Source organism: Rathayibacter sp. AY1C4 (assembly GCF_002932195.1).
In the GTDB taxonomy this organism is placed as follows: Bacteria; Actinomycetota; Actinomycetes; order Actinomycetales; family Microbacteriaceae; genus Rathayibacter.
In genome coordinates, this window is the sequence record NZ_PSWE01000018.1 from 1 (window position 1) to 22,021 (window position 22,021).

The window sequence follows — 22,021 nt, forward strand, 5'->3', positions numbered from 1 at the left end:
CTACAACGCCCGGACGGACGCGGTGCTGACCACTTTGGCGGCGCTGGAGGCGGGGGGCGCGGTCGTGGGGTCGGTGGTCGTGCCGGTCATGCGCGTGCCGCCCCGTAGACCTCGTACGCGCCCGCGACTCCGCCGCCCACCGGCACGGAGGCGCCCGCGCGGCGCAGCACCGCCTCCAGCGCCGCCAAAGTGGTCAGCACCGCGTCCGTCCGGGCGTTGTAGCCCATCGTGCCGATGCGCCAGACCTTCCCGTGCAGCGGCCCGAAGGACGTGCCGATCTCGATGCCGAAGTCGGCGAGCATCTCCCCGCGCACCGCATCACCGTTCACGCCCTGCGGGATGCGCACCGCGACGACGTTCGTCATCTTGTGCCCGACGTCGCCGAACACCTCGAGATCGAGGCCGCGGACTCCGGCGAGCATCGCCGACCCGTGCAGCGCGTGGCGGGCGACCGTCTCGTCCAGGCCCTCCTCGACGACGATGCGGGCGCACTCGCGCGCGCCGTAGAGCATCGTGGTCGCCTCGGTGTGGTGGTTGAGGCGGCGCGGCCCCCAGTAGTCGAAGATCATCCCGAGGTCGAAGTAGTTGGAGCGGACGCGGCGGGCGCTGACAGTGTCGCCCTCGTCGCGGATCCCCGCCTCGATGCTCCTGCGCGACTCGATCACCGCGACGGCCTTCTCCGAGAAGGTGACGGGAGCCGATCCGGACGGGCCGCCCAGGCACTTCTGGAGCCCCGCGGTGACCGCGTCGAGCCCGAGCTCGTCGGTCGCGAAGGCGTTGCCCGCGAGGGAGGCGGTGACGTCGGTGTAGAAGAGGGCGCCGTGCTTCTCGCAGAGGGCGCCGAGCTCCTCCAGCGGCTGCGCCATGGTGGTCGACGTGTCGCCGTGGACCACGGCCAGCATCTTCGGCTTCACCCGGGCCAGAGCCTCGGCGATCGCCGAGACGGCGAAGACCTGCCCCCACTCGGCCTCGATCACGTGCACCTCCGCGCCGCAGCGCTCCGCGATCTCCCGGAGGAGGTGCCCGAACCGCCCGAAGACCGGCACGAGCACGCGGTCGCCCGGCTCCAGCATCGAGACCAGCGCCGCCTCGATGCCCGCACGGCTCGTGCCGTCGACGAGCATCGTCTTCTCGTTGCGGGTGCGGAACACCTGCCGGTACAGCTCCTGCGTCTCCGTCATCGTCGCCGTCATGAACGGGTCGTACTGCCCGACCAGCTGCGCCGACATCGCACGCAGGACGCGCGGATCCGCGTTGATCGGGCCCGGCCCCATCAGCAGGCGCGGCGGCGGATCGACGGGGAGGAACGGTGCGGGCGCGGTCATGGGCCACCTCTTCACGAGCGGGAGAGAAACAGTCGTTTCACCCGGAGAGCCTATGCGACGGACGTTTCGCCGGTGTTTCGCGGTGTGGCGGGGGTCGAGATTCTCGACAGAAGCTCCTCCACAGGCGTCTTCCGGAAGCGGGTCCTCCCGATCGGGCGCACCTGCGGCCCGCGTGTCGGTGGTCGCTGGTTCAATACGGGTATGGCGGATGGGATGCGGCAGGGACTCGAGGAGGTCCGCGCCCTCGGCGACCGCGCGGCGCTGCTCGCCCGCTCGGCGGCTCCGCTCCACCTCGCCTCCGCCGAGGCGCTGCACGAGGCGTACACGGCTGCTCTGCGTCGCCCGAAGGCGTTCGCGCGCGGCGCGTCTCCCGCCGAGTCGCGCGACCTCGTGGAGCGCTCGGTCCGGGCCGAGCTCGCCGTCGCACTCGCCGTGTCCGAGCGTGTGGCCGCGCGCGAGCTCGAGCACGCCCGCCTGCTGGTCGACCACCTGCCCTGCACGCGCGCCGCGCTGGCCGAGGCGCGGTTGCGCTGGGAGGCGGGGCAGATCATCTGCGGAGTCGCGGCCACCCTGCCGCCGGCCACCCTCCCGGAGTTCGACGAGCGCGCCGCGGGACTGGCCGCCTCGATGACGCCGACCCAGCTGCGGCGACGCCTCGCCCGGCTGCGGGACGAACTCCACGAGAGTCCTCTGGCCGACCGGCACGCCCGCGCTCGGGAGGACCGGTCGGTCCGGGTCTCGCCCGAGCAGGACGGCATGGCCACGCTCTGCGCGACCCTCCCCGCTCCGGCAGCGTTCGGTGCGCTCGCGCGGCTCGACCGGATCGCCCGCGCCCTCCGCGACGGGAGCGGTGCAGCGGAGAAGCGCACGCTCGCGCAGCTGCGGGCCGACGCCCTGGTCGACCTGCTCTGCGACGGCGATGTGTCCGGCACGGCGCCAGGCGACGAGCGTCCGCGCACGTCCGCTCGCGGCATCCGGGCCGAGGTGCGTCTGACCCTCGCCGCGAGCACCGCGGCCGGGCAGGACGAGACCCCCGCGGAACTGGACGGCTACGGCCTCATCCCGGCCGGCGTCGCGCGCGAGCTCCTCGGAGCCGACTCGGCCGTCACCCCGGTGCTCACCCATCCGAGCACGGGCGCCGTGGTCTCCGTCGGACGCACGCACCGCCTCCCTCCCCCGCGGATGCGCCTCGCCCTCCAGCTGCGCGACCGGACATGCCGCTTCCCCGGCTGCACCCGGCCCGCGGCGACCGCCGAGGCCGACCACACGCTCGAGTGGCGTCACGGAGGCGCCACCGCCCTCGACAACCTGGCGTCGCTCTGCGTCGCCCACCACCACGTCCGCCACGGCGACCGCTGGACCTACACGCTCCACCCCGACGGATCGGCCGACTGGACCACCCCCACGGGCCGCCGCGTGGTCACCCGTCCACCCGATCCGCCCGCGCCGCCAGCCCCGCCGCGGCGCAGGCCGAGCTTCAGCGATGCGCCGCCCCCGTTCTGACGGCGGAAGGAGCCGCGCTCCTGCGGGCGTGCTCCAGCGCGTGCTCCAGCGGGCGTGCTCGTGCACGCCCGCTCGCGCCGCGCGGGTCCGATCCACCGGCCTGTCTCAGCCGAGGGCCGAGCCGTGGAAGACGGTCGTCCGACGCGCCCGCCGACGAACCGGTCCACCGAGCCCGCACTCGCTGCACCCGGGCTCGTTCCACCCTCCGGGCTCGGCGCCCCTGCTCACCGCTGAGATCGCACTCGAGGACAGCGGTCAGCGCAGCGACTCGGCCACGACGGCGCAGCTTCCGCCTCGGATCCACGACGAGGGACGGAGGGACGGAGCGACGGAGCGACGGAGCGACGGAGCGACGGAGGGACGGAGGGACGGAGCGAGAGAGAAAGAGAGAGGGAGAGGGAGAGGGAGAGGCGGCAAGCGGGAGAGCGGGTCACGGCTTCCGCCTCGATTCACGATGAGGGAGAGAACGAGCTCCGGGCGTGGCCCCTCTCAGAGCGTGCCGGCCAGCTCCAGCAGCGCGAGATCCGACCCCCGCGGTCCCACCAGGCAGAGCCCCACCGGAGCGCCGCCGACACTCAATCGCGGCACCGACAGCGCCGGATACCCGCCTATCCCGGCGACGCAGGTCAGGCCGAGCGTCGCCGTCCGCGCCGCGTCGATCGCCTCGGCCGACGCATCGAGGGCCGGCGCCACCGACGACGTCGACGGCAGGAGGAGCACCCGCCCCTCGAGCGCACGGTCGAGCGCCTCCCGGAACCCCGCGACCCGCGCCCGCGCGGCCGTCTCCTCCTGCTCGTCGACGAGCGAGGCCGCGTCGAAGCGCGCCTGCACGTCCGCCGCCAGCACTCCCGGATGCGCCGCGACCCACGAGCCGCTCGACCGCCACGCCTCCGCCGCCTGCACGAGCCGGAACGCCTCGAGCATCTCCGCCACGGGCGGCAGCTCGACCTCGTCGGCGCTCATCCTCCCGACCGCCGATCGGAACGCCGCCCGGACGGCCGCGTCCACTCCGCCCAGCAGTGCCGGCGCCACCGCGAGACTCCGGACCGGCGGGCCGGACGGCAGGCAGACCTCGGCCACCCGCCTCAGCGTGCCGAGGTCCCGCGTCAGCCACCCGACGGTGTCGAAGCTCGGCGCCAGCGGCAGCAGCCCCTCGACGGGCACTGCACCGTGGGTCGTCCTCAGCCCCCACAGGCCCTGGTAGGAGGCGGGTACCCGGATCGATCCCGCGGTGTCGGTCGCCAGCCCGACGGCGGCCTGCCCGAGCGACACGGCGGTCGCCGGTCCGCTCGACGATCCGCCCGGGATCGCTCCGGGCACGGCTGGATTGGGCGGCGTCCCGTAGCCGGAGTTCCGGCCGGCGATGCTGTACGCGAACTCGTCGGTCTGAGCGATCCCGCGCACCGACGCTCCCGCTGCGAGCAGCTGCGCGACGGCCGGAGCGGTCGCCGCCTCGATCGGCGCGGAGGCGAGGCGGGCCGGCACTCCCGCGCCGATCCGCTGGCCCTCGATCGCGAAGAGGTCCTTGACTGCGACGTCCAGTCCGTCGAGGGTCCCGGAGCCGGCGGCCGGCACGAGCGGCGCGCCGACGGCCCGCCAGACGCGGGGGTCCAGCGCGGGCGAGGGCGCCTGCACCTGCGCGGCGCGCACCCGCCAGGTCCCGCCCTCCCGCGACCACAGCTGCGTGACGAGCCCGCGCCCGCCACGGGCCGGAGCGTTCACGCTGACCACGAGCGCCGTGCCCGCATCGACCGCCCGCACGTGCAGCTCGACCAGCTCCCGCACCGGCGCCCCGCCGCGACGACCCCGGAAGCCGGTGATGACCGCGTGGCCGACGAGCAGTCCGGAGGCGTCGCCCCGGAGCGTCGTCGGCGCGTCCACGAACGCGTCGGCGAGCGCCGCGACGTCGTCAGCCCCGAGCGCCGCCTCGTACGCCAGGACCGCGTCCACCAGCCCGTCCGGCAGGTCACCCTCGAGCGTCGTCACCCGCGGGTCAGTCATCGAAGTCGGCCGTCCGAACGCGGGCGTGCACGCCCTTCACCAGGTCGACCACCTGCGAGATGTCGAAGTCGGTCGCCGCGCTGAGGTAGGCGTAGGCGTGAGCCGGGTCCATCCCGTAGCGGGCCGCCAGCAGCGCGATGGCCGCGCGGACGCACTTCTGCACGGCGACGTCCAGGTCCTCGTCCATCCCGGTGGGCACGAGGAACTCGCCGGTCTCCCCCATCGGCCCGAGCAGCTCCCCGAACGCCGCGAGCGCCTCGGCACGCGGGACGACCTCCAGGCGCACCCGGACGCGCAGGCTCGCCTCCATCGCCGTCAGCGCCACCTCGCCGTCGCCCTGCGCGAAGTGGGGATCGCCGACGTACGCGAGCGCGCCCGGGACCTGCACGGGAAGGTAGAGGCTGGTTCCGGCGGTCAGCAGTGCGATGTCGATGTTGCCCCCGTGCGCACCGGGCGGCACGGAGTGCGGGCGCTCCTCCCCTGCGACGGCGACGCCCATGATCCCGAGGAACGGCCGGAGCGGGAACCGGGCGGCCCGCTCCCCTCCCGGCACCAGCGGGATCACGCCGCGGAGACCGCCCTGCGCGTCCTCATCGACGCGCGCGAAGACGCTGAACGGCCCCTCCTGCAGCGGGTACTCGCCCGGCAGCGCCCCGCGGCCGTGCCGGTTCGAGACGACTCCGTACGGCACGCGCGGCTCGGCCTCGAGGAGGGTCATCCGGAGCAGGTCCCCCGGCAGCGCTCCCCGGACGGCGATCGGCCCCGTGACCACGTGCGGCCCGTCCGTCTCGCCGTCGCGGAACGGCCCGTCCGCGGCGAGCGCGACCGCGTCGCGCAGCACCCCCTCCGGAGCGACTCCGTGGCGGCCGAAGAAGGCGACCGGATCGCGGCCCTGATCCTCCAGCACGCCCTCGTGGCTGAGCGTGTCGATGACGACCTCGGCCCCCGAGTCGACGGTGAGCACGGACGCGTCCGCCGCGCACGGCAGGCGCCCCCACAGCACCGAACCCGGCTCGGCCGGCAGGTAGTCCACCCCCGGCGGCACTCCCTCACCGGGCTGCACCGCCCACTCCGTCCACCGCATGCGCGTCCGCCTCCCGCGCGGCCCGTCCGCGCCGTCCGACCCTAACCGCGCCGTGTTTCGAGCATGTGCACGCGTGTGCCACGATTCTCCAGACCCGCCCCCGACGACAGGACTCCTGTGCTCCGACGCCTGCGCACCCGCTCCGAGGGCGCGACCCTCGGCCTGATGCTCGCCCTCACCTTCTCGACCGGCATCATCGACGCCGTCGGGTACCTCGGGCTCGACCGCGTCTTCGCCGGCAACATGACCGGCAACGTCGTCATCCTCGGCATGGCCCTCTCCGGCGCGGCCGACCTGCCCGTGGTCGGGCCCCTGATCGCGCTGGGCGCCTTCATGATCGGCGCCGTGATCGGCGGCCGGGTGCTCCGCCCGGTGAAGAAGGGCTGGACCTCGCGCTCGACCTGGCTCTTCGCGGTGGTCGGCATCCTGCTCGGCGTCCTGGCGATCGTGCTCGCGGTCGTGCCCGAGCACCCCGAGCCGCTCGCCTTCACCGTCACCGGCGTGCTGGGCGGGGCGATGGGCCTCCAGGCCGCGACCGCCCGCCACCTCGCCGTCAAGGACGTCACGACGGTCGTCGTCACCTCGACGATCACGGGCCTCGCTGCGGACTCCCGCCTGGCGGGTGGTTCCGGTCAGCCGTGGTTCCGCCGCGCGGCGGCGATCGTCCTGATCGCCGCGGGTGCCGGAGTCGGCGCGCTCGCCCTGCTGGTCGGGCTCTGGCTCGGCCTCGCGATCGCCGCCGTCATCACGCTCGTCGCGACGCTGCTGGGCGAGCTCGTCGTCCACTCCCGGTACGCTCCGGCGCCCGCCGACGCCGCCGCCTGAGGCGGCGCCTCCCGGCGCGTCAGCGCGGCAGCTGCTGGCAGTGCGGGCAGAGGTGCGAGGAGCGGTTCATGAACGGCACCCGCACGATCGCCGCGCCGCACCGGGCGCAGGGCTTCCCCGTCTGCCCGTAGGCGTGCAGGCTGTGCGAGAAGTAGCCGGAGGCACCGTTCACGTTCACGTACTGCGCATCGAAGCTGGTGCCGCCCTCGGCCAGCGCCCGTTCGAGCACCGAGCGCACCTCGGCGAAGAGGCGGCGGATGCGCGCCTCGCCGAGCGACGAGCTCGGCCGCTCCGGGTGCAGCTCCGCCGCCCACAGCGACTCGTCCGCGTAGATGTTCCCGATGCCGCTCACGAGCGTCTGGTCGAGCAGCGCCCGCTTGATCCCGCTGCTCCTCCTCGCCAGCGATGCGACGACCGAGCCCAGGTCGAAGGAGGGGTCGAGCGGATCGCGGGCGATGTGCGCGACCTGCGAGGGCACGGCGCGCAGCCAGCCGCCTCCGCGGACCTCCTCGCCCGCGTAGCCGCCGAGCGCTCCGTCCGGGGTCGGCACCAGAGCGTCGACCGCCATCGAGCCGAAGATCCGCTGGTCGACGAAGTGCAGGGCGAGCTCGCCGTGCTCGGGGTGCTCGATCCCGATCCGGATGCGCGCCAGCCGCGGCAGCGCCGCATCCGCCGTGCGCAGCAGCACCTGACCGCTCATGCCGAGGTGCACCAGCAGCGCCTCGTCGCGGCCGGCGGGCAGCCAGAGGAACTTCCCGCGCCGCACCGCCGCTTCGAGCCGACGCCCGACGAGCAGGCGCTCGAAGGTCCCGTGCGGATGCACGTGCCGCTTCAGCGAGCGCTCGTCGACGATCTCGACGCCGGTCACCAGCGAGCCGGTGACCGCGGGAGCGAGACCCGCCCGCACCACCTCGACCTCGGGCAGCTCGGGCACGGTCAGTCCGAGACCGCGGGAGCGGCGGGTGCGCCGGGGGCCGCCAGACGCGTCCACGCGTCGAGCGCGGCGGCCATCTCGGCCGCCTTCTTGCTCGTCCCCTCGCCGCGGGCCGTGACGAGTCCGCCGACGATCACGGTGGCGACGAACACCTTGTTGTGGTCGGGGCCGGTGGCGGCGATCTCGTAGCGCGGGGCCGGCGCACCGCGCTCGGCGGCCGCCTCCTGGAGGCTCGTCTTCGGATCCATCGAGACGCCGAAGCGGAGCGGATCGGCCCGCAGAGGTGCGATCAGGCGCAGCACCAGGTCGCGGGCCGCGTCGGGACCGGTGCCCAGGTAGACGGCGCCGATGATGGCCTCGACGGTGTCGGCGAGGATCGACGCCTTGTCGCGGCCGCCGGTCAGCTCCTCGCCGCGTCCGAGGCGGAGGAACTCGCCCAGGCCGATGCCGCGAGCGATCTCGGCGAGCGCGACGGTCGAGACGAGGCTCGCCCGTCGCTTGGCCAGGTCGCCCTCGCTCAGGGCGGGGTACTCGGTGTAGAGCATGACGGTCACGGCCTGCCCGAGGATCGAGTCGCCGAGGAACTCGAGGCGCTCGTTGTGCGGGATGCCGCCGTGCTCGAAAGCGAACGACCGGTGCGTCAGGGCGAGCTCGAAGAGCTCACCGTCGAGGCTCACGCCGAGCGTGGCCTCCAGACGCGACCGGTCGTCGCTGGAGGGTCGTGCGGAGGTCTGGTTCACCATGGACCGCGGTCCGTTCGTCGAGGGGCGGTGCGCCCCGCGCCGTGCGGACCAGGAGCGGGATCAGACGTCGGCGACCTTGCGGCCCTTGTACTCGAGGAACAGCGCGGTGCCCGCGGAGTCCTCGACGACCTTGGCGCGGTGGGGAAGGCTGTAGACGACCTTGCCGTTCTCGATGGTCTTGACGAGGGTGGGGACCTCGGCCTTCCACTGCGAACGACGGGCGTGGGTGTTCGCGCGGGACTTCTTCCTCTTGGGAACAGCCATGATTCTCTCTTCTCTACCTCTAGTCGGATTCGGTGCGGGCGGTCGCGCCCTCACCGCTGTCTGCGGAAGCTCTGTCGGTGGAAGCTCCGGGCGCTGCGGCCCCGCCGTCCCCCTCGCTCAACCCTGCGAGCGCGGCCCACCGGGAGTCGCGCGGCGCCTCGGGTTCGGGCGTGGAGGAATCGGCCAGCCGCTCCCCCGTGACGGGGTCGAGGCCCGGACAGTCCGGCCGGCAGACCGGCTGGAACGGCAGCGACAGAACCACCGCATCCCTGACCAGAGGTTCAAGATCCACGTGGTCGTCGTGAACCTCATAGTCGAAAGCTTCGTCAGAAGAGTACGCGAAAAGTTCCTGGAACTCGACATCGACAGGCAGGGAGATGTCGGTCAGGCACCGGCTGCACTCGCCGTCGGCCCTCGCCGACACCTCGACACTGGCCAGGATCCCCTCGTGCACGGACTCGAGCCGGACGTCGAGATCGACGGCCGATCCCTTGCGGACCGCGACGATCCCCTCGCCGAACTGCTCCGGCGCCTCGAGCTCGAGGCGGTGCTCGCGCATCTCGCCCGGTCGCCTCACGAGGTCGCGCACGTTCACGGTGAACGGCGTCTTCTTGAAAGTAGTCACGAGGGTCCAGCCTACCCCTCCCGGGCCCCTCCGGGGCGGGAGGGGCCGGGAGGAGCCGGGAGGGGCGGAGTCCGGGCTCAGGCGCCGCCGGCCTCCAGCGTCACGTCGATCGGCGCGTAGTCGGCACCGCTCGTGTCCACTCCCTCGTCGGCGAGCTCCGCGAGCGCCTCCTCGACGTACTCGTTCGAGTAGGCGGTGGCGGGCGGGTCCGCGCTGATGATCGTCACCCCCGTCTCGTTCTCCGTCTCCTTCGCGATGTCGACCGTCTGCTGCCACGCGGCCTCGTCGATCATCCCGACGCCGCTCGTCGAGGGCCAGATCAGCTTGTTGACCTCGTTGGTCATCCAGAGCTGGTGGCTGGTGCCGAGGGTGGATCCGGCCGCGGTGACGATGTCGGCCGCCGCCTGCGGATCGTCCTTCGCGAAGATCCAGCCCTTGATCGAGGCCTTGATGAAGGCGACCGTCTGCTCGGCGTACGCGTCGTCGTCGGCGAGCCTGCCCGCGTCCGCCCAGATCGCGTCCTGGAGCATCGCGGTGCCCACGTCGTTCCAGCTGATGACGTTCAGATCGTCCGGCCGGTACAGCTCGCCTGTGGCGGGATTCACGGTCTCCAGGACCTGGGCGTACTCGTTGTAGGTCATCGCCTGGGCCGCGTCGATGTCGCCCGCGAGGAAGCCGTTCATGTCGAACTGCTGCTGCACCAGCGAGATGTCGTCGAGGGAGACGCCGTCCTTCTGCATGCCGGCGAACAGTTCCCACTCGTTGCCGTAGCCCCAGCTGCCCACGCTCTTCCCGGCGAGGTCGGCGGGCGAGGTGATCCCCTTGTCCTTGAAGGAGATCTGCGTGGTGGCGCTGCGCTCGAAGATCTGCGCGACGTCGGTGATCCCGGCCCCCTGCTCGATCGAGCCGAGGACCTTGGGCACCCAGGAGATCGCGTAGTCCGCGTCGCCCGAGGCGAGCACGTCCTGAGGGACGATGTCGCCGCCTCCCTCGGCGATCGTCACGTCGAGGCCTTCGTCCTCGTAGTAGCCCTGGTCGAGCGCGGCGTAGTACCCGGCGAACTGCGCCTGGGCCACCCACTGCAGCTGAAGGGTGACCGGCGTGAGGCCGCCGGAACCGGAGTCCGACCCCGGGTCGGAGCCGCCGGAGGCGCTGCAGCCGGTGAGCGCGAGGCCCACGGCCGCGAAGGCGGCGGTCGTCGTCAGGGTGATGCGGGTGCGTCTGGTCACGGGTCCTCCTGGTGCGGTCTGCGGGGTCGCCGGTGCGGCGCGCCCCGTGGTGCGGCGGTGCAGGTGGTGCTGTGGTGCAGGTGGCGCTGATGATGCGGGCGGTGCGGATGGTGCGTCGGGTGGAGTCGGGAATCGGGAGTCGGGAATCGGGAGGACCGAGGAGGGTGCGGGGACGCGCGGCGCCGCGCTCAGCGCAGCCGGCTGCGGCGCAGCGCGAACGCCTCGAGCGCGGCCGTCACGCAGTAGAACGCGAGGCCGACGAGCACGGCGCCCAGGACGTAGGCGTAGGCGAGCGCGTAGTCGCTGCCCGAGGCCGCCGTCGTGATCGACTTGCCGAGCCCGCCCACGGGTCCGCCGAAGTACTCGGCGACCAGCGCCGAGATCACCGCGAGCGAGGAGGCGATGCGGAGCCCCGTGAAGACGTAGGGCACCGCTCCCGGCAGCGTGATCGTGCGGGCGGTCTGCCAGGGGGTCGCCGCGTAGGCCTTCAGCAGGTCGCGGTGCACCGGAGCGGCCTGCCGCAGCCCGCGCAGCGTCGTCACGTACACCGGCACGAACACGGCGAGCGCCGCGACGAGCTGCCTCGCGGTCTCGGCGTTCGCTCCGAACATCGTGTAGAGCACCGGAGCGAGGGCGACGATCGGCACGACGGCGGCCGCGGCCACGATCGGCGCGACCAGTCCGTCGAAGACCCGCGCGAGCGCCGAGAGCCCGGCGACCACGACCGCCAGCACCGCGCCGACCAGCAGGCCGACCAGCGCGTTGCGGCCGGTCACCGCGCTGCCCTCGGCGACGGAGCCGAGGTTCGCGGCGAACTCCTGTCCGATCGCCAGCGGCGACGGGAGCACGAACGGCTGGATCGCCAGAGCGGTGACCCCGGCCTGCCAGAGCAGGACCGCGGCGATCCCGAGCACGAGCGGCGCGAGCACGCTGCGCGCCAGCGCCGTCGTGCTCACCGGTTCTCCACTCCGCGCGGCACGGCGGCGGGATCCCCGTGCAGCAGCTCGCGCACGGCGCTCACGTCGCGGAAGAACGCCGTGTCCTCCCTGACCGCCGCGTCGCGCTCGGATGCTCCGGGGAGTCCGACCGGGAGGACGTCGCGGATCCTGCCCGGCCGCGGCGACATCACCACGACGCGGTCCGAGAGGAACACCGCCTCCGGGATCGAATGGGTGACGAAGACGACGGCGGCGCCGGTCTCGCGCCGGATCCGCAGCAGCTCCGTCTGCATCCGCTCGCGGGTCATCTCGTCGAGCGCCCCGAACGGCTCGTCCATGAGGAGCAGACGCGGGCTCTCGGCGAGCGCCCGCGCGATGGCGACGCGCTGCTGCATCCCGCCGGAGAGCTGGTCCGGGTAGGAGTCGGCGAAGTCGCCGAGCCCGACCAGCGCCAGCAGCTCGTCGACGCGCGAGCGCCGGGCGGTCGCGCCGACGCCGTGCAGCTCCAGCGGCAGGGCGATGTTCGCCCGGATCGTGCGCCACGGCAGGAGGCCCGCCTGCTGGAACGCGATCCCGTAGTCCTGGTCGAGCCTCGCCTGCCGGGCCGTCTTGCCGAACACGGCGATCGAGCCGGAGTCCGGCTCGTCGAGGTCGGCGATCAGCCGCAGCAGCGTCGACTTGCCGCAGCCGGACGGGCCGATCAGCGAGACGAACTCCCCCGCGGCCACCTCGAGCGAGACGTTATGGAGCGCCGTGACGCTCGCGGCGCGGGCGGTGGTGAAGGTCCTCGTGACGGAGTCGACGACGACCGCGGATCCTGCAGTGCTCATGCGGGCTGCTCCCCTCGGCGGTACGGACGGAGGAGGGTGCCGAGCAGAGCGACGGCGCCGGCGGCCGCGAGGCCCACCAGCACCGCCCCGAGGATCGGCGCCCAGGGCTTGGCGGGGTCGCCTCCGGCAGCGGAGGCGAACTCGATGATCATGCGGCCGATCCCGCCGCGCAGGCCGATCGAGACCTCGGCGACGATCGTGCCGACGACGGCGCTGACCGCTCCGAGCCGGAGGGCCGGCAGCAGGTAGGGCACGCTCGCCGGGAGCCTCAGGCGCACCAGCGTCTTCCACCAGCCGACGCCGTACACGTGCATCAGCTCGACCTGGTGCGCCGTCGGCGAGCCGAGCCCGCGGAGCGCCCCGATCGACACGGGGAAGAACGCGAGGTAGGAGGCGATCAGGGCCACCGACATCCAGTTCTCCCAGGTCACCGGTCCGAGCTCGAGCTGCGACCCCCAGCGCCGCACCAGTGGCGCGATCGCGATCAGGGGCACCGTCTGGCTCAGCACGATCCAGGGCAGCACCGCCGACTCCGCCGTGCGGAACCGCTGCATCAGGAGAGCCAGGAGCAGCCCCACGACCGTGCCGACGACCCAGCCGACCGCGGCGATCCCGAGCGAGAAGGCGCTCGCCCCCAGGACGGCCGACCAGAGCGCCGGGGCGTTCCGCGCTCCGGTGACCGGCTCGCCGAGCCGGGCCGCGATCTCCCAGAGGTGGGGCATCGCGATGGCGCTCGTGCGCGGGAGCACCGCGACTCCTCCGACGACCACCCCGGCCTCGGGCCCGAGCGCCTTCCAGCCCTCCCACACCAGCGCGAGCAGGAGGAGCCCGCCGGCGCCGAGCACGAGCCCGCGCGCGAGGGCCGGTCTCATGCGCGGGCCACGATGTGCTCGCGCAGCTCCGGGATGACCCGCTCGCCGTACACGCGCAGCGTCTCCTCCTTGTTGTCGTGCTGGAGGTAGCCCGCGAACTGCGTCACGCCGATGTCGGCGAGCGCCCGGAGCTTCTCGATGTGCTCGTCCGCCGTGCCCAGCACGCAGAAGCGCTCCACGATCTCGTCCGGCACGAAGGCGGCGTGGCTGTTGCCCGCGCGGCCGTGCTCGTTGTAGTCGTAGCCCTCGCGCCCGGCGATGTAGTCCGTCAGCGCCTGCGGCACCGCTCCGGAGGCGCCGTAGCGGCCCACGATGTCGGCCACGTGGTTGCCGACCATCCCGCCGAACCAGCGGCACTGATCGCGCATGTGCTCCCGGTCGGTGCCGATGTACATCGGCGCCGCGACGCAGAACTGCAGCGACTCGGGATCCCGGCCGGCGTTCGCCGCCGCCTCCTTGACGGCGCCGATCATCCAGCGCGCGATGTCCACGTCGGCCAGCTGCAGGATGAAGCCGTCGCCGACCTCGCCCGCGAGCTTCAGGGCGAGCGGGCCGTAGGCGGCCACCCACATCTCCAGGGACGAGCCCCGGCTCCACGGGAACTGCAGCGTCTGGCCGTGGTACTCGACCGGACGGCTGTTGGCGAGCTCGCGGATGACGTGGATCGACTCCCGCAGCGTCTTGAGCGTCGTCGGAGCTCCTCCGGTCACCCTCACCGCGGAGTCGCCGCGGCCGATCCCGCACACCGTGCGGTTCCCGTACATCTCGTTGAGCGTCGCGTGCAGCGAGGCGATGACCGTCCAGTCGCGCGTGGCGGGGTTGGTGACCATCGGGCCGACCGTGATCCGGTGCGTCCTCTCGAGGATCTGCGAGTAGATCACGTAGGGCTCCTGCCAGAGCAGGTGCGAGTCGAAGGTCCACGCGTAGTCGAAGCCGTGCGTCTCCGCGAGGACGGCGAGCGCGACGGTGCGCGAGGCGGGCGGGTTGGTCTGGAGGACGACTCCGAAGTCCATGGGGTTCCTTCTGCTCGATCAGGTGCTGGCTCGGATCGGGTGCCGGCTCAGATCAGGTACTGGCTCAGACCGCGCGGGATGTACGCCCCGTCGCCCTTCGTGCCGACGTAGGAGCCGTCGTCGACGACCAACCTGCCGCGGGAGATCACGGTGTCGACGTGGCCGTCGATCTCGAAGCCCTCCCAGGCGGAGTAGTCCATGTTCATGTGGTGGCTGCGGCCCTCGCCGATCCCGATCGAGGTGTGCCCGCTCGGGTCGTAGACGACGACGTCGCCGTCGGCCCCGGGCTGGATGACGCCCTTCCTCCCGTACATCCCGAACATCCGCGCCGGGGTGGTCGAGGTGAGCTCGACCCAGCGCGGCAGGGAGATCTGCCCCGACACCACGCCCTGGTACATCAGGTCGATCCGGTGCTCCACCGAGCCGATGCCGTTGGGGATCTTCGAGAAGTCGCCGATCCCCATGTCCTTCTGGCCCTTCATGCAGAAGGGGCAGTGGTCGGTCGAGACCATCTGGATGTCGTTGGTGCGCAGCGACTGCCACATGTGGTGCTGATGCCCCTCCGCCTTCGAGCGCAGCGGCGTGGAGCACACCCACTTCGCACCCTCGAAGCCCGGAGCGCCGAGCTGCTCCTCGAGCGAGAGGTAGAGGTACTGCGGGCAGGTCTCCCCGAAGACGTTCATGCCGCGGTCGCGGGCCTGGGCGATCTGCTCCACCGCCTGCTTCGCGGAGACGTGCACCACGTACAGCGGCGCGCCGGTGAGGTCGGCGATCATGATCGCCCGGTGCGTCGCCTCCTCCTCCGCCTGCCAGGGGCGAGAGGTGCCGTGGAAGTACGGCGCGGTGTTCCCGGCGGCGAGGGTCTGCTTCACCAGTTCGTCGATGAGGGCGCCGTTCTCGGCGTGCATCATCATCATCGCGCCGTTCTCCGCGCCCTTCTGGAAAGCCCGGAGGATCTGCCCGTCGTCCGAGAGGAACACGCCCTTGTAGGCCATGAACAGCTTGAAGCTGGTCACCCCCTCGCGCATCAGCTCGTCCATCGCGACGAGCGAGGAGTCCTGCACGTCCGAGAGGATCTGGTGGAAGCCGTAGTCGATCGCGCAGTTGCCGGCCGCCTTCTCCTGCCACGCCTGGAACCGGTCGACGACGCTCTCGCCCGGGTACTGCACCACGAAGTCGACGATCGACGTCGTGCCGCCCCAGGCCGCGGCGCGCGTGCCGGTCGCGAAGGTGTCCGAGGCGGAGGTGCCGCCGAACGGCATCTCCATGTGCGTGTGCGCGTCGATCCCGCCCGGGATGACGTACTTGCCGCGCGCGTCGATCACCCGGTCGACGTGGGCCGCCAGGTCGAAGCCCAGCAGCGTGGAGCCGGGGGCGAGGACGGCGGCGATGGTCTCGCCGTCGATCAGGACGTCTGCGGCTCCGGTGCCGGTCGCGTTGACGACCGTCCCGCCGGTGATGAGGGTCTTCATCGGTCTTCCCCGTCTCGGTCTGCGGTCACGGCTTCGGGATGCTGGTGTACGACTCCGGCCGGCGGTCCCGGTAGAACTGCCAGTCGTCGCGCATCTCCTGCACCATGTCCATCTCGAGGTCGCGGATCAGGATCTCCTCGGCCTCGCCCGAGCCCCGCTCGCCGACGAACTCCCCGCGCGGATCGATGATCTGGCTGGTGCCGTAGAAGTCGACCGCGAGGTCGCCGTACTCGTTGTCCTCCCGGCCGACGCGGTTGGGCTGCAGCACGAAGTAGCCGTTCGCCACCGCGGCCGCCGGGCCCTCGACCTCCCAGAGGCGGTTCGACAGGCCGGGCTTGGTGGCGTTGGGGTTGAAGACGAGGTGGGCGCCGTTCAGGCCCAGCTCCCGCCAGCCCTCCGGGAAGTGGCGGTCGTAGCAGATGTGGACGCCGACCTTGCCGACCGCGGTGTCGAAGACCGGGAAGCCGAGGTTCCCGGGCCGGAAGTAGAACTTCTCCCAGAAGCGGTCCAGGTGCGGGATGTGGTGCTTGCGGTACTTGCCGAGGATCGTCCCGTCGGCGTCGACCACGACCGCGGTGTTGTAGTAGACGCCGGTCTGCTCCTCCTCGTAGATCGGGAGGATCATCACCACGCCCAGCTCCTTCGCGAGGGCCGCGAAGCGCTGCACGATCGGCCCGTCGGCGGGCTCGGCGTAGCGGTAGTACTTCTTGTCCTGGGTGATGCCGAAGTACGGGCCGTAGAACAGCTCCTGGAAGCAGACGATCTGCGCGCCGTCGGCTGCGGCGTCCCGGGCCATCCGCTCGTGCTTGTCGAGCATCGACTCCTTGTCGCCGGTCCAGGTCGTCTGGGTGATCGCTGCGCGGACGATGGTCATCGGTACCTCCATGCTCGGGCGTCCCTGTCCGGCTCCGGTGTGCTCCGCCGGGCGGTGCGGAGCCGGGGACGTGGACCCACTGTGGTCCCCGCCGGGCCCGAAGGCAATGACGGACCGTCCGGCTCCGGGGACAGGGCTTCATCGTCGGGGTTCGACGTTTCCCCGGTGTTTCCGGCGCGGATCCGCAGCATTAAGGCTCGCCGGGGGAGGAATCCGTCGGTGCCGCTAGCGTGGTCGGATGCGCATCACGATCCTGGCCGGAGGCGTCGGCGGCGCCCGCTTCACCTCGGCGGTCCGCGAGCACCTCAGCGATCTCGAGGCCGCCGGCGGCGAGGTGAGCGAGATCACCGTCGTCGTCAACACCGGCGACGACATGTGGCTCACCGGCCTCAAGGTCTGCCCCGACCTCGACTCGATCACCTACGCGCTCGGCGGAGTGAACGACACGGAGCGCGGCTGGGGGCGGGCCGGCGAGAGCGAGCGGGTCTCGGCCGAGCTCACCGCCTTCGGCGTCGGCTGGCCGTGGTTCACCCTGGGCGACCTCGACCTCGGCACCCACATCGCCCGCAGCTCGATGCTGCGCGACGGCCTCACCCTCTCGGAGGCGACCGCCCGGATCACCGCCCGCTGGCCACTGGGGGTCCGCCTGCTGCCGATGTCGGACCAGGACGTCGAGACCCACGTCGAGGTCGACCTTCCCGGCGAGGGCGTGCGGCTCCTCCACTTCGAGGAGTGGTGGGTGCGGCTTCGGGCGTCAGCGCCCGCGCGCCGGTTCGTCCAGCAGGGGGTGGAGAGCGCCCGCCCCGCCCCGGGCGTGCTGGAGGCGATCGCCGACACCGACGCGGTGCTCGTCGCCCCCTCCAATCCCGTCGTCTCGATCGGCACGATCCTCGGAGTGCCCGGGATCGCGGACGCCCTCCGCCGGACCTCCGCACCCGTCGTGGGCGTCTCCCCCGTCATCGGAGGCGCGGTGGTGCGCGGCATGGCCGACGCCTGCCTCGCCGCGATCGGCGTCGAGACCTCCGCCGAGGCCGTCGGCCGGCACTACGGAGCCCGGAGCGGGGGCGGCCTCCTCGACGCCTGGCTCGTCGGCGAGGAGGACGCGGACGCGGTCCCGGCGCTCGAGTCGGCGGGGCTCCGCGCCCGCTCCGTGCCGCTCTGGCTGACCGGCCGGGACGCCTCCGTGCGGCTCGCCGCCGACGCTCTCGCAGCCGCGAGGGGCTGAGCGGAGCCTCCTCCCCCGGGTCGCGCACCGCGTGTCGCAGCGCGGATGCGGTCACGCCTCCCACGGGGCGCCCCGTTCCCTTGTACGGTCGGAGGCGGACGAACTCCCCGATTCACCCCCGCATCGGATCCGGAGCCCCTCGGTCGCGCGCCCGACCGCGTCCTCACCACGTCTCCGAGCCCTGCGGAACCGCGTGCCGTCCCGTCAGGAGGACACCATGGAGCCCAGCTCGAGGATCAGCACCGAGCGGATCGAGCCCGACATCGTGGTGATCCGCCCCGTCGGCCGGCTCGACCTGTCCACGGCGTGGGAGCTCGAAGCGGTCCTCCAGCGCGCGCTCGAGGCGGGAGAGGTCCGCGTGGTCGTCGACCTGGCGGCCGTCGAGTTCCTCGACTCGTCCGGGCTCGGCGTCCTCGTCGCCGGACTCAAGGAGGCGCGGAAGGCGGGCGGCGAGCTGCGCGTGGCCGCCGCCGGCGAGCAGCCCGCCATGGTGCTCGGCCTGTCCAACCTCGACCGCCTGCTCGGGAGCGCCGAGACCGTCGAGGAGGCCTACCGTGCCTGAGCGCTCCTTCGTCGTGCGCACGCCGCCCGAGGACGGCGTCACCGCCGTCCACGAGGCGCTCGAGGAGCTGTGGCTCGAGGAGCCGGGCGTCGCGCCGGTCGACCGGATGTCGTTCGAGACCGCGCTGGTCGAGCTGACCTCGAACATCGTCCAGCACGCCCGGTCGTACCGGCACATCATCTGCCTGGTCGAGATCCGCGTCGACGCGACCGAGCTGCGCGCCTCGCTCAACGACTCCGCCGAGGAGGCGCCCGCCGAGGTCGCCGATCCCCGCGACATGCCGGACGAGTGGGACGAGGCAGGCCGCGGGATCCCGTTCATCCACGCCCTCGTCACCGAGTTCTCCTACCGCCGTGTCGACGGGCAGAACCTCTGGGCACTCGCCCGGACCCGCACGTGAGCGAGCCGACCGAGCGCGCCCGCCTCGCCGCGATCGCCGAGCTCGGGATCGGCCTGAGCACCCCCCAGGAGCGCTTCGACAGGATCACCCGCATCGCCCGCCGGCTCCTGCGCGTCCCCCTCGCCGAGATCAACATCCTCGAGGAGTCGACGCAGTTCACGAAGTCGCCCCAGCGCTCGGCGCGGGCGAGCAGGATGCTGCGCGCCGACTCGATGTGCGACGTCACGGTCCAGCAGGGCGACATCCTCGTCGTCGAGGACGCCACCGCCGATCCGCGGTTCGCCGACCGCGGAGTCGTCACCGGATCCCCTCACGTGCGCTTCTACGCGGGCCGCCCGCTCGTCGTGGGGGACGGCCTCCGCGTCGGCACGATCTGCATCATCGACAGCGAGGTGCGCGGCTTCTCGGAGGAGGAGCGCGAGATCCTCGAGGACCTCGGCCGGTGGGCCGAGCGGGAGCTGCGCGAGATCGCCTTCTCCGGACGCGCGAGCGAGACGCAGGAGCGGCTCCGGCCCCAGCGCCTCGACCTCGGCGAGTGGAGCCTCGACTCGCTGACCACGCCGCTGCACGACGTCGCCGGCGACTACACGGCGTGGCGTCGCAGCGGGGACGACCTCTCCCTCGAGCTGGTCGACGTGATGGGCAAGGGGGTGTCGGCGGCGATCGTCGCCTCCGCGATCCGCTCCGCGTTCCAGGCGCGGCCGGAGCTCCCTCCCGCGGCAGCCGTCGAGGCCGTCAACCGCCAGCTCCTGCCCGACCTGACCGCGACCGGGATGTTCGCGACCGCACTGATCGCCCGGGCCGACCTCGCGAGCGGCGCCGTCGCGTTCGTGGACAGCGGCCACGGCCTCACCCTCCTGCTGCGCGCCGACGGCACCTCGGAGCGGCTCGCCTCCACCGGCGTCCCGCTCGGCATCGCCGCCGACGTCTCCTGGGAGGAGGAGCAGCGCGTGCTCGCCCCCGGCGACGCGCTCTTCTCCTGCAGCGACGGCCTGCTCGACGTCTTCGGCGGGCGCCTCGACGCGCTCGACCGTCTCGCCGAGCTGGTGCGGAGCAACGACGACCCCGCTCTCTTCGAGCGTCTGCATGCTCTCGCAGACGACGCGCACGACGATGTGACAGCGTTGGTGCTGCGGCGCTCCGCAGCGCCCGCCCCCTCCTGATCCTGATCGAAAGGACCTCCCCCATGCCTGGTGCACTCGTCCTCGCCGGCGGCGGCCTCGCCGGAATCGCCTGGGAGCTCGGCGTCCTCCGCGGCCTCGCAGACGCCTCCCCCGAGGCGGTCCGCCTCCTGCTCGATCCGTCGACGACCTTCATCGGCACCTCCGCGGGCTCCGCGGTCGCCGCGCAGCTGAGCACCGGCACCGGCCTCGACGAGTCGTACGAGGCCCAGCTCCAGGAGGAGTCCGCCGAGATCGGAGCGGACGTCGACGGTGAGCGCCTCCAGGCCCTCTTCGCCGCGGCCGTCGAGGGCGCGACCTCGCCCCAGGACGCGCGGCGCCGCATCGGCACCCTCGCGCTCGAGGCCGAGACGCTCCCCGAGGACACGCGCCGGGCCGTCATCTCGGCCCGCGTGGGCGACGCCGACTGGCCCGAGCAGCGTCTGCTCATCACCGCGGTCGACACGGCCACCGGTGAGCTGCGCGTCTTCGACCGCGAGAGCGGTGTCGGCCTCGTCGACGCGATCTCCGCCAGCTGCGCCGTCCCCGGGGTCTGGCCTCCCGTCAGCATCGACGGCGTCCGCTACATGGACGGCGGCGTGCGCTCCGGCAGCAACGCCGACCTCGCCGCGGGAGCCGACTGGGTCCTGATCGTCACTCCGCTGCCGGGAGTCGGCACGCCCGGCGCGGGCCTGATCCCGACCGGCGAGCTCGACGCTCTCGCGGACTCGCGGGTCGAGGTGCTCTACGCCGACGAGGAGTCGGTGCGCGCCTTCGGCCCGAACTCGCTCGACCCGGCCGTCCGCGCCGCCTCCGCCCGCTCCGGACGTGCTCAGGGCGCCCGGCTCGCCTCGCGGATCGCCGCGCTGGTCGGCGCCGAGTAGCCGGTCTCAGCGCCGCACGCTGTAGCGCGTGAAGACCGTGCCGTCGGCGAAGCGGTGCTCCTCGCGCAGGTCGAGGCGCGCGTGGAACCCGCACGGGAGGAAGTGGGTCCCGCCGCCCACCGCCACCGGCACCGTGTAGACCTGCACCTCGTCGACGATCCCGGCGAGCAGCGCGTGCCGGGCGAGGGTCGGCCCGCCGATCGAGACGTCGTGGTCGGCGGCGCTGACCTGCGCGGCGACGACGACCGGGTCGAACCCGCCCTCGACGCGGGTGCGGCGGGTCTCGGCCGACTCCAGCGTCGTCGAGTACACGACCTTGTCGGCCGCCCGCCACATCTCCTGGAAGTCGCGGATGAACGCGAACTCCTCCGCCAGTGCCCAGGTCTGCTCCCACGCGCGCATGACCTCGTACATGCGCCGCCCGTACAGGTACGTGCGCACCCGCCCCTCGCGCTCCGTGATGAAGCGGTGCACGGCGGGTCGCGGCTCCGCCCAGGCGAATCCTCCGTCCGCGTCGTTCACGTAGCCGTCGAGCGACGCGATCGAGCTGTAGATGAGCGCGCCCACGTCGGCCTCTCTCCGTGGCCGGCTTCGGGACCGCCCACGGGCGCGACCGTAGGCCTCCCGCCTCCGTCCGGCAATGTCCGCCGGGTCCTCTGGCGCGGATCGACGGACCGATGCCGCTCCCGACGGCGCTCCCGGCGGTCGGCGCCCCCTCCCGGACCGCGTACCGTGGTCGTGCCGCAGGGAGCGGCCGTGAAGGGTTCGGGATGAAGATCAGCCAGCTGCGCCACTTCGTGGCGGTCGCCGAGGAGCTGCACTTCGTGCGCGCCGCCGAGCGCCTCGGCATCTCGCGGCAGAAGCTCGACTCCTCCGTCGCCGCCGTCGAGCTCGACCTCGGCAAGCCGCTCTTCGAGCCCGGTGCCGCCGCCACGACCCTCACCGCGGCCGGGCGGCAGCGCCTCGCCTCGGCCCGCGAGGAGCTCGCCGCGCTCGGCGACGAGCCGGAGGCGGCCCCGAAGTCGGGAGGCAAGGCCAAGGCCTCCAAGGGAACCGGGCGCGCCCCGATCGTCAAGGGCCAGCCGAAGCCCTACAAGCGCCGCCAGTCCCGCTGACGCGCAGTGTCCGATCGTCGGATGTGGTGGGCCCTACCGGGCTCGAACCGATGACATCCACGGTGTAAACGTGGCGCTCTACCAACTGAGCTAAAGGCCCCCGCCGCGGGAGCACCCGCGGACGATCGACTCGATCCTACGGC

Annotated in this window: 23 protein-coding genes and 1 tRNA gene; 8 read left to right on the top strand and 16 right to left on the bottom strand. The window is 72.8% G+C overall.

Going from position 1 to position 22,021, the window contains the following annotated elements; all coding sequences use genetic code 11:
• Positions 1-86: 86 nt before the first annotated feature.
• On the bottom strand, positions 87-1,325 hold the full coding sequence (locus C5C99_RS10375) for an alanine--glyoxylate aminotransferase family protein (RefSeq protein ID WP_258063682.1): 1,239 nt from the start codon (positions 1,323-1,325) through the stop codon (positions 87-89).
• 213 nt (positions 1,326-1,538) lie between these two features.
• Between C5C99_RS10375 and C5C99_RS10380 the strand changes: the two genes are divergently transcribed.
• Entirely contained in the window at positions 1,539-2,828 is a 1,290-nt protein-coding gene (locus tag C5C99_RS10380) for an HNH endonuclease signature motif containing protein (RefSeq protein ID WP_181074584.1), read from the top strand.
• A gap of 489 nt (positions 2,829-3,317) precedes the next feature.
• Here C5C99_RS10380 and C5C99_RS10385 read toward each other — a convergent pair whose 3' ends face one another.
• Both C5C99_RS10385 and C5C99_RS10390 read right to left on the bottom strand, forming a co-directional pair.
• Complete coding sequence (locus C5C99_RS10385; RefSeq protein ID WP_104340049.1) at positions 3,318-4,829, bottom strand: AtzH-like domain-containing protein; 1,512 nt, start codon at positions 4,827-4,829, stop codon at positions 3,318-3,320.
• The gene (locus C5C99_RS10390) at positions 4,822-5,913 is read right to left on the bottom strand and encodes an acetamidase/formamidase family protein (RefSeq protein WP_104263000.1); all 1,092 of its coding nucleotides are present in this window, start codon (positions 5,911-5,913) and stop codon (positions 4,822-4,824) included. The genes C5C99_RS10385 and C5C99_RS10390 overlap by 8 nt, the downstream gene beginning before the upstream one ends.
• Positions 5,914-6,030: 117 nt before the next feature.
• On the opposite strand from C5C99_RS10390, the gene C5C99_RS10395 reads away from it, so the two are divergent.
• Entirely contained in the window at positions 6,031-6,738 is a 708-nt protein-coding gene (locus tag C5C99_RS10395) for a YoaK family protein (protein ID WP_308470800.1), read from the top strand.
• A gap of 19 nt (positions 6,739-6,757) precedes the next feature.
• Here C5C99_RS10395 and mutM read toward each other — a convergent pair whose 3' ends face one another.
• The 11 genes from mutM to C5C99_RS10450 form a co-directional block, all read right to left on the bottom strand.
• The gene (mutM, locus tag C5C99_RS10400; protein WP_104340064.1) at positions 6,758-7,672 is read right to left on the bottom strand and encodes a bifunctional DNA-formamidopyrimidine glycosylase/DNA-(apurinic or apyrimidinic site) lyase; all 915 of its coding nucleotides are present in this window, start codon (positions 7,670-7,672) and stop codon (positions 6,758-6,760) included.
• Positions 7,673-7,674: 2 nt separating this feature from the next.
• Positions 7,675-8,415, bottom strand: a complete 741-nt coding sequence (gene rnc / locus C5C99_RS10405) for a ribonuclease III (protein WP_104250952.1) — start codon at positions 8,413-8,415, stop codon at positions 7,675-7,677.
• 60 nt (positions 8,416-8,475) lie between these two features.
• Positions 8,476-8,679, bottom strand: a complete 204-nt coding sequence (rpmF, locus tag C5C99_RS10410; protein ID WP_104223482.1) for a 50S ribosomal protein L32 — start codon at positions 8,677-8,679, stop codon at positions 8,476-8,478.
• Positions 8,680-8,698: 19 nt separating this feature from the next.
• Positions 8,699-9,238: a DUF177 domain-containing protein gene (locus C5C99_RS10415; protein ID WP_104226701.1), complete on the bottom strand. Its 540-nt coding sequence runs from the start codon at positions 9,236-9,238 to the stop codon at positions 8,699-8,701.
• A gap of 143 nt (positions 9,239-9,381) precedes the next feature.
• Positions 9,382-10,533 carry an ABC transporter substrate-binding protein gene (locus C5C99_RS10420; protein WP_258063683.1) on the bottom strand — a complete coding sequence of 384 codons (1,152 nt, stop codon included), beginning with the start codon at positions 10,531-10,533 and terminating at the stop codon, positions 9,382-9,384.
• Positions 10,534-10,721: 188 nt separating this feature from the next.
• Entirely contained in the window at positions 10,722-11,489 is a 768-nt protein-coding gene (locus C5C99_RS10425) for an ABC transporter permease (RefSeq protein WP_104226660.1), read from the bottom strand.
• Positions 11,486-12,301 carry an ABC transporter ATP-binding protein gene (locus C5C99_RS10430; RefSeq protein ID WP_104340050.1) on the bottom strand — a complete coding sequence of 272 codons (816 nt, stop codon included), beginning with the start codon at positions 12,299-12,301 and terminating at the stop codon, positions 11,486-11,488. The genes C5C99_RS10425 and C5C99_RS10430 overlap by 4 nt, the downstream gene beginning before the upstream one ends.
• A complete protein-coding gene (locus C5C99_RS10435; protein WP_104308361.1) occupies positions 12,298-13,173 on the bottom strand; it encodes an ABC transporter permease in 876 nt (291 codons plus the stop codon). Before C5C99_RS10435 ends, C5C99_RS10430 begins: the two co-directional genes overlap by 4 nt.
• Positions 13,170-14,186, bottom strand: a complete 1,017-nt coding sequence (locus C5C99_RS10440; RefSeq protein WP_104308360.1) for a TIGR03842 family LLM class F420-dependent oxidoreductase — start codon at positions 14,184-14,186, stop codon at positions 13,170-13,172. Before C5C99_RS10440 ends, C5C99_RS10435 begins: the two co-directional genes overlap by 4 nt.
• A 47-nt stretch (positions 14,187-14,233) precedes the next feature.
• A complete protein-coding gene (gene hydA / locus C5C99_RS10445; RefSeq protein WP_104308359.1) occupies positions 14,234-15,658 on the bottom strand; it encodes a dihydropyrimidinase in 1,425 nt (474 codons plus the stop codon).
• 25 nt (positions 15,659-15,683) lie between these two features.
• Positions 15,684-16,532, bottom strand: coding sequence for a nitrilase-related carbon-nitrogen hydrolase (locus C5C99_RS10450; protein ID WP_104223476.1), 849 nt, complete (start codon positions 16,530-16,532; stop codon positions 15,684-15,686).
• A 238-nt stretch (positions 16,533-16,770) separates the two neighbouring features.
• Here C5C99_RS10450 and cofD point away from each other — a divergent pair, with 238 nt between their 5' ends.
• The 5 genes from cofD (at position 16,771) to C5C99_RS10475 (ending at position 20,763) form a co-directional block, all read left to right on the top strand.
• The gene (cofD, locus tag C5C99_RS10455; RefSeq protein WP_104288497.1) at positions 16,771-17,757 is read left to right on the top strand and encodes a 2-phospho-L-lactate transferase; all 987 of its coding nucleotides are present in this window, start codon (positions 16,771-16,773) and stop codon (positions 17,755-17,757) included.
• A 217-nt stretch (positions 17,758-17,974) separates the two neighbouring features.
• Entirely contained in the window at positions 17,975-18,319 is a 345-nt protein-coding gene (locus C5C99_RS10460; protein ID WP_104223474.1) for an STAS domain-containing protein, read from the top strand.
• Positions 18,312-18,719, top strand: a complete 408-nt coding sequence (locus tag C5C99_RS10465; RefSeq protein ID WP_104223473.1) for an ATP-binding protein — start codon at positions 18,312-18,314, stop codon at positions 18,717-18,719. Before C5C99_RS10460 ends, C5C99_RS10465 begins: the two co-directional genes overlap by 8 nt.
• Positions 18,716-19,882 (top strand): PP2C family protein-serine/threonine phosphatase, encoded by a 1,167-nt coding sequence (locus C5C99_RS10470; RefSeq protein WP_181074585.1) that lies wholly within the window; start codon positions 18,716-18,718, stop codon positions 19,880-19,882. Before C5C99_RS10465 ends, C5C99_RS10470 begins: the two co-directional genes overlap by 4 nt.
• A gap of 23 nt (positions 19,883-19,905) precedes the next feature.
• A complete protein-coding gene (locus tag C5C99_RS10475; RefSeq protein WP_104340052.1) occupies positions 19,906-20,763 on the top strand; it encodes a patatin-like phospholipase family protein in 858 nt (285 codons plus the stop codon).
• A 6-nt stretch (positions 20,764-20,769) separates the two neighbouring features.
• On the opposite strand, the gene C5C99_RS10480 is transcribed toward C5C99_RS10475, so the two are convergent.
• The gene (locus C5C99_RS10480) at positions 20,770-21,330 is read right to left on the bottom strand and encodes a dihydrofolate reductase family protein (RefSeq protein ID WP_104226668.1); all 561 of its coding nucleotides are present in this window, start codon (positions 21,328-21,330) and stop codon (positions 20,770-20,772) included.
• A 203-nt stretch (positions 21,331-21,533) separates the two neighbouring features.
• Here C5C99_RS10480 and C5C99_RS10485 point away from each other — a divergent pair, with 203 nt between their 5' ends.
• On the top strand, positions 21,534-21,878 hold the full coding sequence (locus C5C99_RS10485; RefSeq protein WP_104223469.1) for a LysR family transcriptional regulator: 345 nt from the start codon (positions 21,534-21,536) through the stop codon (positions 21,876-21,878).
• A gap of 24 nt (positions 21,879-21,902) precedes the next feature.
• Here C5C99_RS10485 and C5C99_RS10490 read toward each other — a convergent pair.
• Positions 21,903-21,978 (bottom strand) — tRNA-Val (locus tag C5C99_RS10490).
• Between the last annotated feature and the right edge of the window lie 43 nt (positions 21,979-22,021).